Source organism: Phaeodactylibacter xiamenensis (genome assembly GCF_965229835.1).
GTDB classification, from domain to species: domain Bacteria; phylum Bacteroidota; class Bacteroidia; order Chitinophagales; family Saprospiraceae; genus Phaeodactylibacter; species Phaeodactylibacter xiamenensis.
On the sequence record NZ_OZ245931.1, the window covers coordinates 6990554 to 7005136 of the forward strand.

10 protein-coding genes are annotated in these 14583 nt (G+C 53.8%); 3 read left to right on the forward strand and 7 right to left on the reverse strand.

Annotated features, from left to right (window positions below; translation table 11 throughout):
- Window positions 1-207: 207 nt before the first annotated feature.
- The 6 genes from ACO08I_RS27010 to ACO08I_RS27035 form a co-directional block, all read right to left on the reverse strand.
- Window positions 208-891 carry a hypothetical protein gene (locus ACO08I_RS27010; RefSeq protein ID WP_421947672.1) on the reverse strand — a complete coding sequence of 228 codons (684 nt, stop codon included), beginning with the start codon at window positions 889-891 and terminating at the stop codon, window positions 208-210.
- Between the two features lie 63 nt (window positions 892-954).
- Window positions 955-1659 carry a DUF5683 domain-containing protein gene (locus ACO08I_RS27015; RefSeq protein WP_421947673.1) on the reverse strand — a complete coding sequence of 235 codons (705 nt, stop codon included), beginning with the start codon at window positions 1657-1659 and terminating at the stop codon, window positions 955-957.
- A 177-nt stretch (window positions 1660-1836) separates the two neighbouring features.
- Window positions 1837-2133, reverse strand: coding sequence for a hypothetical protein (locus ACO08I_RS27020; RefSeq protein ID WP_421947674.1), 297 nt, complete (start codon window positions 2131-2133; stop codon window positions 1837-1839).
- A gap of 34 nt (window positions 2134-2167) precedes the next feature.
- Window positions 2168-3121: a ParB/RepB/Spo0J family partition protein gene (locus ACO08I_RS27025; protein WP_421947675.1), complete on the reverse strand. Its 954-nt coding sequence runs from the start codon at window positions 3119-3121 to the stop codon at window positions 2168-2170.
- A 25-nt stretch (window positions 3122-3146) separates the two neighbouring features.
- On the reverse strand, window positions 3147-3947 hold the full coding sequence (locus ACO08I_RS27030; RefSeq protein ID WP_282776605.1) for a ParA family protein: 801 nt from the start codon (window positions 3945-3947) through the stop codon (window positions 3147-3149).
- Between the two features lie 208 nt (window positions 3948-4155).
- The gene (locus ACO08I_RS27035) at window positions 4156-4836 is read right to left on the reverse strand and encodes a metal-dependent hydrolase (protein ID WP_421947676.1); all 681 of its coding nucleotides are present in this window, start codon (window positions 4834-4836) and stop codon (window positions 4156-4158) included.
- 243 nt (window positions 4837-5079) lie between these two features.
- Between ACO08I_RS27035 and ACO08I_RS27040 the strand changes: the two genes are divergently transcribed.
- Window positions 5080-5616: an NADPH-dependent FMN reductase gene (locus tag ACO08I_RS27040; RefSeq protein ID WP_044223749.1), complete on the forward strand. Its 537-nt coding sequence runs from the start codon at window positions 5080-5082 to the stop codon at window positions 5614-5616.
- Window positions 5617-5787: 171 nt separating this feature from the next.
- Here ACO08I_RS27040 and sppA read toward each other — a convergent pair whose 3' ends face one another.
- Window positions 5788-7557 (reverse strand): signal peptide peptidase SppA, encoded by a 1770-nt coding sequence (gene sppA, locus ACO08I_RS27045; protein WP_282776611.1) that lies wholly within the window; start codon window positions 7555-7557, stop codon window positions 5788-5790.
- A 497-nt stretch (window positions 7558-8054) separates the two neighbouring features.
- Here sppA and ACO08I_RS27050 point away from each other — a divergent pair, with 497 nt between their 5' ends.
- Together ACO08I_RS27050 and ACO08I_RS27055 are read left to right on the forward strand one after the other, a co-directional pair.
- The gene (locus ACO08I_RS27050; protein WP_421947677.1) at window positions 8055-13514 is read left to right on the forward strand and encodes a choice-of-anchor L domain-containing protein; all 5460 of its coding nucleotides are present in this window, start codon (window positions 8055-8057) and stop codon (window positions 13512-13514) included.
- A gap of 11 nt (window positions 13515-13525) precedes the next feature.
- The gene (locus ACO08I_RS27055) at window positions 13526-14557 is read left to right on the forward strand and encodes an isoaspartyl peptidase/L-asparaginase family protein (RefSeq protein WP_421947678.1); all 1032 of its coding nucleotides are present in this window, start codon (window positions 13526-13528) and stop codon (window positions 14555-14557) included.
- Window positions 14558-14583 lie beyond the last annotated feature (26 nt).

Sequence of the window (14583 nt, forward strand, 5' to 3'; positions counted from 1 at the left end):
GCTGCTTTGTAAGCGGCAATAGTACTTTTCCATCAGTTTTATTTAGACCATGTTGGGATTTTGGTCTCTTAGTCGAAAATGATTCATTTTTTGCTTAGACGAGGCGCAGGTTCGGGATCATAGCAGCGCTATGAAGCCCGGTTCTGTAACGAAGTATTAGCAAAAAAGGGACATTTGCAGGCCGATTACTAAAGTCCTAACATGGTCTTAGGGAGCAGAACGGGCGATCCGAAGCAGGAAAAATCCCGTGATGACGCCCACGCTAAGTCCTCCGGCAATGCCACCCAGCGCACCCGCCAGCAGGATAAGCGGCCAGCCTGTGTTAGCATTCGGCCAGCTTGCGCCCAGGAAGATGAACACCATGCCGACTGCCCAGCCGAGGGCATTGGCGGGGATCCAAAGCATAGCCTCTTTGCGCAGCCCCTTCAGCGGCAGCCACTGAAAGTAACCGAATAAAGCACCGAGCAATAGCCCCATCAAAGCTGCCATGCTGTAGTAAACGAGGGGAGACGGTTCCATGCCGGGATCGGTAGCGCCATTTCCTGTAAGGAAAAGGGAGGGCAGCATACCCAGCATCCACGCGGTGACAGCTGCGGCAATTGTATACGCCAGCCACTGCTTCCAGGCAATTTCCGGGAAAATTTTGCCGATAAGGCGATACTGGAAGTAAGCGAGGATGCTGCCTTCCAGGGCACCCGCCATCAGCATGAAGAACAGGTTGAGCATACGGTCGGAATTACTTGCCGGTTCCCCCAATAATAAACGGTGGGCAATAGCGATAGCAGCGGCTGCGGTAATGCCCAGAAATTCTCCCGTGCCACAGGCGAGTACCCATTTTTTCCAGGTGCCAGGGGGCAGGTCAGGGCGGCCATTGGAGATATACTGCGTCATCTTGTGTATCGGTTAGTCTGCCGCAATATTAGTGGATCATCGCTATCGGCGCACTGATTTTTGTTACCGGGCAACGGGCAGGGGAGGAGGGGCTTTTCGGTTGAGCGGAATCGTGACCCCCAGCCCGATGGTTGGTGTATTGAAGCCATTAAAGTCCAGGGTAGGCTTGATTTCCATTCCGATGTCGTCGTCTATATCAAAGGTTTTGAGGTGAGCGTCCACGAAAGCTTCCAGGGCCTGCAGGGTGTAGACGAGGAACATGCCCACATAAGCCATCTGTGTGTTTTTGTCAAACTCGTCGCGCAGGGACCGCAAGGCCCGTTCATTGTCTATGGAAGTACCCGAAAATTCATGCTCCATGGTATCCCGTTTCAGCTCCAAAGCATCCCGCAGCCGCCGGTAGTTAGACTGATTGTAGTCGATGGTGAGCCCCATGCCCACCACAGCACCGTAGACCAGGGGCAGTTTCCACCAGCGCTTGTTGTAAATCTGACCGCCCCCGGGAATAGCCAGGGAGAGGATGGCGGCTTTGCGGGGAGAAGGGTAGTCCTGGGTGAACCAGTTTTTCCGTTTGGGCCGTTGCACCGTATCCGTAGCGGTTGCATCTGCGGCAACGATAGCGGTGTCTGGGTACTCCAGGCTGGAAGGCGGGACCTGCCCGGTGAGGGTTGTTGCCCAAAAGAAGAGAGCCGGTGCAAGAAACAGGCGGAAGATGTCAAGCTTGCCCTTCAGTAAGTCATACTTTTCTGATATTTTTATCGGAGCCATATCTTAAGCTGCGCTTTTTCCAGGTTTGAAACTACAAAAGTAACGCAAAAAACGCTCTGGCATTGAAAAAAGGGCGGGTATTGGGAAAGGGTTAACGTTTGAGGGAAGGCTTTTGAGGGCCTTTTGGGTGAGGTGCGTGTGGCGGTTATTGTTCCACATACTCTTCGTAGATATATTTCAAGTCCTCATGAATGCCCCAGCCCAGCCCCAAAGTTTTGCTCTAAATCTTTTCTTGAAAGGGTCTTCGGGCGGTGTCGGGTAACGGGGCTCCCGGGGCTGTTGCGCAAAGGCCGCCATCTGCTTTTTCATAAGGTAGGCTTCGATAGCCTCTTCGCTTGACAGGTCAACCCCCATACCATAAAGCCCATTTTCCTCATCTACATGAAATATCTCACCGCCCCAATTTTCGGCGATTTCTCCGGTATCCAGTATTGTTTCCGGTTTTACGCGTACAAAGTCTCCTCGTTCGAACATTAGATCGATTGATTTTTCCAGCTTCCGCAGCCCCCTATATTCGCACCTCCAACTCCTCTAGTAACGCATTCAGCTCCTCCACAGAGCCAAAGGGCACCACAATCTGCCCCTTACCGGCGGCTGCGTCCTTCAGCTTGAGGTCAATGCGTTTGGAGCCCAGCTTGGCGCGGAGCTCATTGAGGATGCGCTGATAGTTGTCGGGCAGGGCCTTTTTCTTTTTGGTCTGCTTGCTATATTCGCGGACCATGCGCTCGGTGTCCCGGACACTAAGGCGGCTTTCCAGAACCTTATCGAGGACTTTCTTTTGCAGCAGCTTGTCTGCAATGCCGGCCAGTGCGCGGCCGTGGCCCATGCTGATGCCGCCCGACTTCAGGGCTTGCATGACTTCGAGGTGGACGTCGAGGAGGCGGAGGTAGTTGGTGATGGTAGCCCGCTTTTTACCAACACGCTCGGCCAGCATCTCGTGGGAGAGGTTGAATTCCTCAATCAGGCGGTGGTAGGAGAAGGCAACCTCCATGGGGTTGAGGTTTTCACGCTGAATATTTTCCACCAGTGCCATCTCGGTCATTTCCTGGTCGCTGGCGATGCGGATGTAGGTGGGAATCTCCTCCAGTTTGGCGAGTTGGGCGGCGCGCCAGCGGCGTTCTCCGGAGATGATCTGGTATTCGTGGTCGTTGAAGCGGCGCACGGTGATGGGCTGAATGAGCCCGTAGGTCTTTAGGGAATCGGCCAGTTCCTGCAGGGCTTCCGGCTCGAACTCCTTACGCGGCTGGTCTGGGTTGGGGGCGATTTGCACCACGGGGATCATCGCTACGGTGTTGGCGAGCTCTTTGCTGACGCCTGCCGGGTCATTTTGGATATCTTCTTCGGTGATGTTGAAGTACGACAGCCGCCCGCCGCTGCCTGTGCCTTTACCGGCAACGGTACGCAGGGAGCTTCGCAAATCATCTGCACTGGGCTTTTTCTTCTTGCTGATGCGTTTGGCCATAGGTTATTTGGTTTTGGGAACGTGACTAATCTGCCTGCAGAGTGGGCACACCTTCCATTTGATCGTTATTGTTGGTCAGAAACTCCCGGGCCAAATTGAGGAAGTTGATGCTGCCCCGGCTGCCAGCGTTGAGCATGACTACCGGCATATGCAGGTTGGGCGCTTCGCCAATTTTGGAGTTGCGGTGGATAATGGTGTCAAAGACTTCATCTTTAAACATCTTTTGCACTTCTTCCACCACAATATTGGCCAGGCGCAGACGGGTGTCGTACATGGATAGCAGAATGCCTTCAATTTGCAGATTGGGGTTGATTTTCTTTTGCACCAGGTCAATGGTCTCCCGGAGCTTAGACAGGCCTTCCAGCGCAAAAAACTCGCACTGTACGGGTATGAGAATGGAGTCAGCAGCCGTCAGGGCATTCACGGTGATGAGGCCCAGGGACGGCAGGCAGTCGATGAAGATGTAGTCGTAGTCGTCCCGTACCTGATTCACCACGTCTTGCATCAGGAACTCTCGTTTCATCTGGCTGACCAGTTCGATTTCGGCCCCGACCAGGTCAATGGTGGAAGGGATGATATGCAGGTTGGGGGTATCAGTTTCGTAGATGGCCTCCTCCGTTTCCAGTCCGCCCACGAGGCAATCGTAGATTGTCGTTTCAATATCTTCCGGCATCACACCCACGCCGGAGGTGGCGTTGCCCTGCGGGTCTGCATCAATGAGCAGGACCTTTTTTTCCAGGATGGCCAGGCTGGCGGCCAGGTTGATGGCGGTGGTGGTTTTGCCTACGCCACCTTTTTGGTTGGCTATAGCTACGACTTTTCCCATAATCTGAATCCGTGTTGATGGCCCGGCAATACTGTCCGGCCCGCTAAAAAAATGAAGGGTGAAGTAGTGTGCTTCGGCTGCTTGGTGGTTGTAACACCTTAGTAACCTCACAGTACCGTTACTGGTATGCTGCGAAAATATTGGTTACCTGGCCGGAAGAACAAAAACGTACTTCACCCTGCTGTGAATGATACAGGTTAAAACCGCATCATAGTTCAAGGCTTTCGCCGATTGCTGGCAAAATTAACGCTTTTCCTTTAGCATCAAAAGCTTTTTGCGCGGCCTTATGGTCTATTTTAATATACCCAAAGGTGTCGTAGTGACAGCCGACTACCCGGTCACAGTCGATGAAATCGCAGGCAATCAGGGCATCTTCATACCCCATGGTGAAGTTATCACCTACAGGCAAAATAGCCACGTCAAGGGCCGGGCAGGTCATAGGAATAAGCTTCATGTCCATGGTCAGGGCGGTGTCGCCGGCAAAGTAAAGGCAGCCTTCCTCATTCCAGATAACGAAGCCGCCGGGGTTGCCGCCGTAGGTGCCATCAGGCAACACACTGGAATGGACAGCATTGACATACTTGACGATACCAAAGTCGAATTTGACCTTGCCACCGTGGTTCATAGGGTGGCCCTCCAGCCCCTTTTCTCCGTACCAGCTGACGATCTCAAAGTTGGAAATGATTTTGGCGCCGGTACGTTTGGCAATAGACTCCACATCCACCACATGGTCCTGATGCCCGTGAGAAACGAGGATGTAGTCGGCTTTTATCTTGTCCACATCCACCTCAGCCGCTAATTCGTTGGGTGAAATAAAGGGGTCGAAGAGGATGTGTTTGCCCATGGTTTCCAGCCCGAAGGCGGAGTGGCCGTAGTACGTTAGTTTCACTATTTTTTGCTTTTGGTGATTACTTGATTTTATATAGGCATTAAGATAGGAAAATTGCCTAGAATTGGAAAGTGTTAAACATTTTTAGGGCTCCAACTGTGTATACTGACGATTAAGTGGTTTGCCACAGCAAACCTACTTAATGTCAGCATTTACGCTGAGAAGTGGCTTGCTTGAATGTTGCAGACCACTTCATATTGCGTAAACTATGTCTGTATTTTAAACGAGCCGCTAAACAAAATTATGATAACCGTTATATCCGGTACCAACCGAAAGGGCAGCGAATGCCTGAATTTTGCGAAATTGTACGCAGACTTGCTGCAAAAGCATACGGAAGAAGAAGTGAAGCTACTGGCGCTGGAGCAAATCCCGCACGACTGGTTCCATGCGGCGATGTATTCCGAACAGTCGCCTTCTGTTGCCGCCCTGCAGGACGAGTACGTACTGCCGGCGGATAAAATGGTGTTCGTAATGCCAGAGTACAACGGTAGCTACCCGGGCTCAGTGAAGCTCTTCATTGATGCCTGCTCGGTGCGGGAATACAGCCGCAACTTCCAGAATAAAAAAGCCGCTTTGGTGGGTATCGCTTCGGGCAGGGCAGGCAACCTGCGCGGGATGGACCATCTGACCGGCGTCCTCAACTACCTGGGTATGACGGTAATGCCCAACAAACTGCCCATTTCCAGCATTTTTAAACTAAAAAACGGCAACGGCGAGATCGCTGATGCGGATACCCTGAAGGTGATGGAGGCGCATGCCCGGGAGTTTGTGGGGTATTAGGGTTGTGGTGTTATGGTTTTGTCTTGGCTCAGGCTCAGGTTGGTCCTGTGCCAGTCCTATGGGAGGATGAGGTTGAGACCAGCCGGGGCCCTCTGCAGGGAGCGACAGTGAACTGTCGCCTCCGGGAATCCATCGGAGCGCCCTCAACCTCAACCTTAGCCTCAGCCTTGCTTAATACGACAGCAAATAAGGCATACGCGCCTGCACACCCTTACTTTCCGCCAGGTCTTTCACCAGCCGGTAATGTTTGTATTGGTCACCCAGCTGATACTTCAGCATCGCCTGTGCACGGACGTTTTCTTCGCCCAGCCACTGTTCCATTAGTTGCTGAAAAGGGTCCTTGACCTTTGGGTAATCGGTGGTGCGGTATTCGTCCAGTTCTGCCAGCGTGGCGGCAGCATCAATGGCGCGGTCCAGCCCGCCGAGGGCGTCCACCAGCCCGATTTTGAGGCCTGCATTGCCGGTCCAGACCCGTCCCTGTGCAATCGCGTGGACGGAATCTCTGGGTAGCCCGCGGCCTTCGCTTACCCGCTGCAGGAAAGTCTCATACATACTATCGGTACGGATTTGCATCAAACGGGCACCCTGTGGGGACATCGGGAAGAATGGTGTGATGCCGAGGGAGAAATCGCCGGTCTTCACCGTATCGAAGTGGATACCGAGTTTCTCGTTCATCAGATCGCTGGCGTCCGGAATCAGGGAAAAGACGCCGATGGAGCCGGTCAGGGTATTGGGCTCAGCGAAAATCGAGTCGGCCGCTGCGGAGATATAGTAACCTCCGGAGGCGGCGTAGTCGCCCATAGATACCACCACCGGTTTGCCGGCTTCCTGCGTCAGGCGGATTTCCTTCCAGATATTCTCGGAAGCCATGGCACTGCCGCCCGGTGAGTTGACCCGGAGCACAACGGCTTTGATGCGGTCGCTTTTGCGGGCCTCTTTGATGTATTTCACGTACTGCTCGTCACCTATTGTGCCCGGTGTCCCATTGCCATCCACAATAGCGCCTTCTGCATAAATAATGGCAATCTTGTCTTTAACAGAGTAATCTTTGTCTGCCTTGCTGGCTTTGGCATAGGCGCTCAGGCTAACCCGCTTGATGTCTTCATCTTCTTCCAGTCCGAGGCGGTCGCGCAGGCGGTTCAGGGCAGCGTCCCGGTGGTCGATTACGTCGACGAGGCCGCTGCTCAGCGCGCTGTTGGGGTCAATACCTTCGTAGTCGTTGGCAATCTGCCGGAGCTCCGGTACACTTAGTCCGCGGGCGTCGCTCAGCCCCATCAGAAAGTGGTTGTACACATCATCCAGGTAAGTGCGGATTTGCTGCCGGTTGGCATCGCTCAGTTCATTAAGGCGGTAGGGCTCGGTAGCGCCTTTGAATTTGCCAGCGTAGTAGACCTGCATATTGACACCGATACGGTCCAGCATATCTTTAAAGAACGGGATCTGCGTGGAGAAGCCACGTAAGTCCACGATGCCCAGTGGATTGAGTAAGACCTCATCAGCAGTAGCCGCCAGGTAGTAGCCGGCCTGCGTGTAGTAGTCGCCGTAGGCAATGATGAATTTGCCTTTTTTCTTGAAATCCACAAGCGCATCGCGGATCACTCCTGAGGAGGCGAGCCCGATAGCGCTTAGCTGCTCCGGCTCCAGAAATATACCTTTGATGTCGTCGTCCTCAGCTGCCCGGTCAATGGCATCTACGATTGCGGTCAGGCCAAGGGTACTCTCCGTTTCGAAAGCGAAGGGGTCGATTTCCAGGTTGTTGGTCTGCTCCGGAATGGGGCGGTCGAGGGTTAGGTGGAGCACCGAGTTGGCCTCTACATCCTTTACTTTTTCGGATGCGCTGATTGCCTGCCCGATCACAAGGGCACCAATGCCCATGAGCAGGAAGAAACCAATGAACAGGCCCAGGCAGGAGGCTAATAAGAATTTCAGAAATTGTCCCATAGAATGGTATGATTATAATCGTTTGTCGTTGTGGCTTTCCGGTGCGTTTGGCTGAATTATGCGAAGCGATCTGGCATTTTGGTCTTTCCCAAAGCTTGCCAAAAGCCCTTCCATACTCAACAGAACAGCCCGGTTTTACAGGGGGTATAACAGTCGTTTTACGGGTGAGTGTTCTTAACAACGTCCGAAAATACCTGGCATTTGGAAAGAATGCCGTACTTTTTAGATTAACAGCCCCAAAATATAGAGTAAAATGTCAAATTCAGAACCCTCCGGCGAATTGATGAGGGCGGAACACTTCATTTTGGCGCAAACACCTTATTTTTGATAAATATTGCCAAAGATCATTGCAGTGCATTTCTGTTTTGATGAGTGGCGGAAATGGGGAAACTCATTCTTAGGAATGCCCACGCTGCCATTTTTGCTTTATTTTACTGAGACTACAATTTATGAATCACCCGGCCTGGCAGGCTTCCAAAAGTGTTACACCGCATACTATGAGCACCATTACCAGAAAACTACTGAGCGCATCGGCTTTCCTTATGTTGAGCCTCACCGCTTTTGCCCAGGATATGAGTGTCGCTACCGGCGGCCCTTTTACGCCCCAAAACCTCATCTCTAATATCTTCCTGGGCGAAGGTGTGGAAGTGCTGGATATACAATTCAACGGCAACCCTCAGTCCGTTGGTTTCTTCAATCAGGCACAGGACGAAATCGGGATCGACCGGGGCATAGTTATGTCTACTGGTTTTGCGGCGTCTAATGCGGGTACTGGCGTAGATCAGGTGGGAGATGACTTCTCCAATTCCAATATGGGCACGAATCTCGCCGACCCTGATCTGCTGGCCATCACCGGTGGGGTAGAGGTGAATGACCTGGTGCGGTACACCATTACCTTTATTCCGATATCGGATACCCTCCGCTTCAACTACATCTTTGGGTCCGAGGAATACCCGGAGTATGCCTGCTCTAACTTCAACGACGTCTTCGGGTTTTTCATCAGTGGGCCAGGCATCAACGGACCATTTACCAATAACGCAGAAAATATTGCCCTCCTGCCCGGTACTGACCTGCCGGTGACGATTAACAACCTCAATTCCGGTACAGTAGGGTCGAATGGTAGCATCGGCAACTGTACGCCTCCGGAGGGCAGCCTGGACTATTCCGAATTCTACAACGACAACGACAACTCCAATAACCAACCGGTATTCGATGGTTTCTCCAATGTCTTTACGGCTGAAGCGGTGGTACAGCCATGCAGCACTTATACCATCAAGCTGGTTATTGCTGATGTGAGCGATGGGGCTTTCGACTCCGGTGTTTTCCTTGAGGCCAAGAGCTTCGGTACGGGCTCCCTGAATGTTGAAGCCGCGACCGTTAGCCTGGACGGATCGGTAGCGGAGGGTTGTGCGGAAGGTTTGCTGACCTTTAGTTTGCCTGGTCCGGTAGAGTCGGATTATCCGATCGACTACCAGATTTTGGGCTCAGCTGAGAATGGCGTGGACTATGCTTTTATCCCTTCCGATCTGTTCATTCCTGCTGGAGACAGTACCATCAGTATTCCAATCATCGCCTTTGAAGATGGTATTGATGAGGGGGAAGAGACCATTCTAATCGACGTGCAGCGGGACCCCTGCAACCGCGATACCATTCCAATCCTCATACGTGAGAACCCATTGATACCGGCTGATTTAGGTCCGGATGTACAGTTGTGCCTTGGCGATAGCCTGGAACTGATGGGCGAGCTGCCAGTGCCTCTGCCGCCACCGCCTTCCTTTACCAGTACCTCCCCCGTTAGTATCCCGGCCAACCCGCCAAATGTGCAGTTGTTTTCCCCGGTGACGGCCATCGGGGTCATCCCGCCCACGCTTGGCCCGGGGGTCATCCAATCGGTTTGTATTGATAGCTTCGACCACCGCTGGATTGATGATATGGACTTTTTCCTCATTGGGCCCAACGATCAGTTTATGGAGCTGGCGACAGATGTGGGCGCAGATGGAGGAAATGCCCTGGGGCAGGACTTTTTCATCGACATGTGCTTTACGCCGGAGGCCACCACCAACATCAACACTCTGCCGGTCAGCGATTTGCCATTCACCGGCAGCTGGGCACCGGAGGGCGTTTGGTCCGACCTCTACGGAGACGATAAGAATTCCAACGGCACCTGGCAGCTACTGATGATTGACGATACGCCAAGTGCCGGTGGTACGCTGCACAGCTGGACCATCACTTTCAATCCGGTCTACGAGATTACCTACGAATGGCAGCCTGCCGCCGGGCTGAGTTGTGCGGACTGCCCCAATCCGGTTGCCACACCGGATACTACCACCACCTACATTCTGAATGCCACCGATTCCTACGGCTGTACCACATCAGATACGATTACGGTTGAAGTCATTGAGGGCCCCGAGGCGCCGGCATTGAACTGTGCGAATGTAACGGGCAGCAGTGTCACGGTAGACTGGGAAGAAGTAGCCGGTGCTACCGGTGGATATGAAGTCAGTGTGGATGGCGGGCCCTGGATGCCGGCCAATGGCCCTTCCGACCATACCGTTAACAACCTGGGCTTCCTGACCGATGTGACCATTGAAGTACGCGGGGTGGGCGATTGCCCTGGTTTCTCCAGCACCATCACCTGTCAGACACTGGATTGCGTGCCTCCAAATGTCACCCTGTTGGACACCACGCCCATCACCTGTAACGGGGGCAGCGACGGAGGCGTTGAAGTGAGTGCTTCCGGCACCGTCGGCCCGTATCAGTTTGCACTGAATGGGGTGGAAAACACGACCGGTATATTCAATGGCTTAGCTGCCGGGACCTATCAGGTAGCAGTAGTGGACGGCGCTAATTGCGGTACCACCCTAAGTATAACGGTCACCGAACCTGCACCGCTGGAAATCATCGGGCAAATCACGCCGGTTAGCTGCAAAGATGCTGCTGATGGCGCTATTGCACTGGAACTTCCAGCACCCAATGGCCCCTACAGTTTCAACTGGGAAGGGCTGGGCACGGACTCCCTGCAAACGGGCTTATCTGCCGGCGATTACCCGGTAGCAATTACAGATGTGACAGGTTGTGTGGCTTTGGATACCCTTACGGTTCCGGAGCCCGACAGTCTTTTGGCCACCGCAATGGTTACGGATATCAGTTGTGCCGGCGATTCCTCGGGTGTGGTCAGCCTTGATCTTACCGGCGGCACCCTGCCGTATCAAATTGCCTATGACGGTGGGTTGGTGGCGGTTTCGGATAGCTCAGTGGTGACTGAGATCCCTGCCGGTAGCTATGCTGCGAATATTCAGGATGCCAATGGCTGTACCCTTTCAGTACCCTTTGAAATTCAGGAACCCGCACCGCTCACCCTGCAATTATCAGGTACAGATGCGTTATGTGCGGACAGCCTCAGCGGTCGCGCAGTTGTGGTCCCCGGTGGGGGCACAGCCGGATACAGCTACCTGTGGCGAAACGATGGGACGCTTATCGGTACGGATTCCATCATCGCAGAGGTGCCGGCCGGCACTTACACCCTGGAGCTGACCGATGCTAACGGCTGCCTTGTTACCGATTCTATAAGTATTGGTGAGCCCGACAGCATCGCTTATGAACTGCTGCCTTTCCCAGCCAGTTGTGCTGGCTTGTCAGACGGTGGCGTAGAAGTAAACGCTTCCGGCGGCACAGGTACGCTGATTTACAGCTGGAGTGATATTGGAGCGGGGCCAGAGGACAGGGACGATCTCAGTAGCGGTACTTATTTTCTGACTATCACGGACGACAATAATTGCACGGTAGCGGATAGCTTCTCGGTAACACAACCGGAAATTCTGCTGAATACCACAGAGACAACCCCTACACAGTGTAACGGTGATGCCTCAGGTACGGCAACGGTGACGCCGGCAGGAGGCACCGGGCCCTATACTTACCTTTGGGCAGATGGGCAACAGGATTCCATTGCCACGGGGCTGCTGTCGGGACCCATTGAGGTGACGGTGACAGATGCCAACGGTTGTACGGCATTGGATACAGTCGTTGTTGCAGAAGCCACTGAACTGGCCTTATCCTTTGCGCCCAATGACCCGCTTTGTCAGGGTACGCCTACAGGTAGCATCACCGTAACTCCGGAAGGAGGAGCAGGGGGCTACACCTTTGCCTGGAGCGATCAGCAAAGCACGGCTACGGCTTCAAACTTGTTGGCGGGAACCTACACCCTCACCCTCACGGATGCCAATGGGTGTACCTTAACAGACTCCGTGACTCTGCAAGACCCTGAGGCGCTAAGTTCTTCCACCAATTCGACAATGGCTACCTGTTTGCCGGAACCCGATGGTTCTGCCACGGTAGTCGTAGGGGGAGGAACCCCTGGCTATGAGTATGAATGGAGCAATGGTCAGACCGTACCGGTGGCTCAGGGGTTAGATGAAGGCATGTATATGGTTACCGTTTCTGATGCCAATGATTGTGCGATCGTCGATACGGCTTATGTGGATGGTATTCCAGAGTTGGGCCTGGATTTTACAACGGCTCAGACTTCCTGCAATGGCGCTGCAGATGGATCAATCACCATTACCCCAAGTGGGGGCGATGGCAACTACACGTACAGCTGGAGCAACGGGCTGCCTGCACAGCCTGGCCAAACGGGTTTGGAAAGCGGGATTTACGGCATGACGCTTACGGACGGCTTGGGGTGTGAAGTGACGGCTTCTATCACTGTCGCCCAACCTTCGGCGATTGTCATTACTGCTGATGTTGACCGGGTAACCTGCTCAGGTGGCGAAGACGGGCAAATTGCCCTGACCGTTACCGGCGGCACCCCACCTTACACCACTACCTGGAGCAACGGCGCAATGGGCCTGAATATTGACAATCTTGGCTTGGGTACCTACACCGCAACCGTTCGGGATGCCAATAACTGTGTCGCTACTTTAGATGTAGCCGTAGCAGAATCCAGCCCAATCAGCCTGTCTAGCGGGATGACGGAGGTGGAGTGTTTCGGCGAGCGTAGCGGTGGTGCCTCCATTAATGTATCCGGTGGACTACCTCCCTATACCTATCTCTGGTCAAACGGAGGGACGGACTCTCTGATCACCGGTGTGGCTGCGGGGGCATATACGGTATCCATCACAGATGCCGCCAACTGCACCCAAACGGAGACCATAGTCATTGAACAGCCCGATACGGCATTAACCGCCACAGTAGAAGGGCTGGATGTGAGTTGTTTTGGCGACAGGGACGGGCGTATTGAAATTGCGGCCGCTGGTGGAACGCCTACTTACCGCTATTCTATTGATGGCGGTGCCTTTTTCTCCGGGAATTCCACTTTCATTGGGCTGGACCCCGGTACTTATGATGTGCAGGTCACTGATGCTAATGGCTGCCGCTTCTTTGCAGAAGATGCTGTTGTAGGTGAGCCGGATGAAATCATCGTAGACCTTGGAGGTACCCAATCTATCAACTACGGGGATACCGTTCGGATCAATCCGGAGATTACCGGTGGGTTGTCGCCCTTTGGCTTTGAGTGGTTCCCTAAGGATTCCTCTGTACTGAGCTGCTTCCGCTGCAGTGCGCCTCTGGCTACCGTCGAGTTTCAGCGGAGCATACAAGTAATTGTCACCGATATTGCCGGGTGTACCGGAGAAGATATTATGACGCTGTACGCCAAAAAGTTCCGCCCCGTTGAGCTGCCAACCGGCTTCACGCCCAATGGCGATGGCAACAACGACGTTCTAAATGTGCTGGCGCGCGAAGACATCGAAGTAGACATTCTGACTTTCCGCATTTTCAACCGCTGGGGCGAGTTGATCTTTGAGCGAAAGGATATACAGCCCAATCAGCCGGCGGAAGGCTGGGACGGCGACTACCGCGGGGCACCGGCACAGCCCGGCGTATACCTGTGGGTGGTGGAAGTGGAATATGCAGATGGGCTTACGGAGGTCTTTAAAGGGCAGACAACTCTTATCCGCTAAAAAAGTGAGTTATGAACCGCATTCTAATCATCCTAATGGCTTTGAGCGCCGCTTTTTGTTCCAAGAACCCTACGTCGGATTCAGAGACGGTGGCTAATGCTGAAAAGCCAGCTTACGCCATCGTCATCCACGGTGGGGCAGGGACAATCCTGCCGGAAAACATCACCGGAGAACAGGAAGCCGCTTACCGGGAAGCCCTGAATACCGCCCTGACGATTGGGGAAGACATCCTCAACGCCGGAGGCAGCAGCCGGGACGCGGTGGAGCAAACCATCATCTATCTGGAAGATTCTCCCCTGTTCAATGCCGGAAAAGGAGCGGTTTTCACCAGCGATGGGCAAAATGAACTCGACGCCTCCATCATGGATGGGGCTACCCGGAACGCAGGTGCCGTGGGTGGATTGCACCACGTTCGCAACCCCATCCGGGCAGCGCGGGCGGTACTGGAGCATTCCAGGCACGTACTCCTGACGGGGGCGGGCGCAGAAACCTTTGCCATTGAGCAGGGGCTGGATACGGTCGCTGCGGATTATTTCTATACCGAAAGCCGGTGGGAAGCCCTTGAGCGCGCCCGGGCAAAGGAGGATCAAAAAAGTGGCGCTTTGCTGCCTGTGGATTACAAATACGGTACGGTGGGCTGTGTGGCACTGGATAAAGATGGCAACATCACGGCGGGCACCTCCACCGGAGGAATGACCAATAAACGCTACGGCCGTTTCGGGGATGTCCCGGTGATCGGCGCTGGCACCTACGCGGATAATGCAACCTGTGGGGTGTCCTGTACCGGGCACGGAGAGTATTTCATCCGGTACGCCGTTGGGCACGATATGACGGCACTAATGTCTTACAAGGGCATGAGTCTGGAAGCGGCAGGACAGCATATCATCCATGAAAAACTCAGGGAGGCGGGCGGTGCCGGGGGGCTTATTGCCATCGACAGAAACGGCAACATTACGATGCCATTTAACACCCCCGGCATGTATCGTGGGTATGCCCGCCCGGGCGAGCGTGAAGTGGGCTTGTTTGGCGAAATGGCAGAATAAATGGTCTTGGCAAACGCTTTGAAATC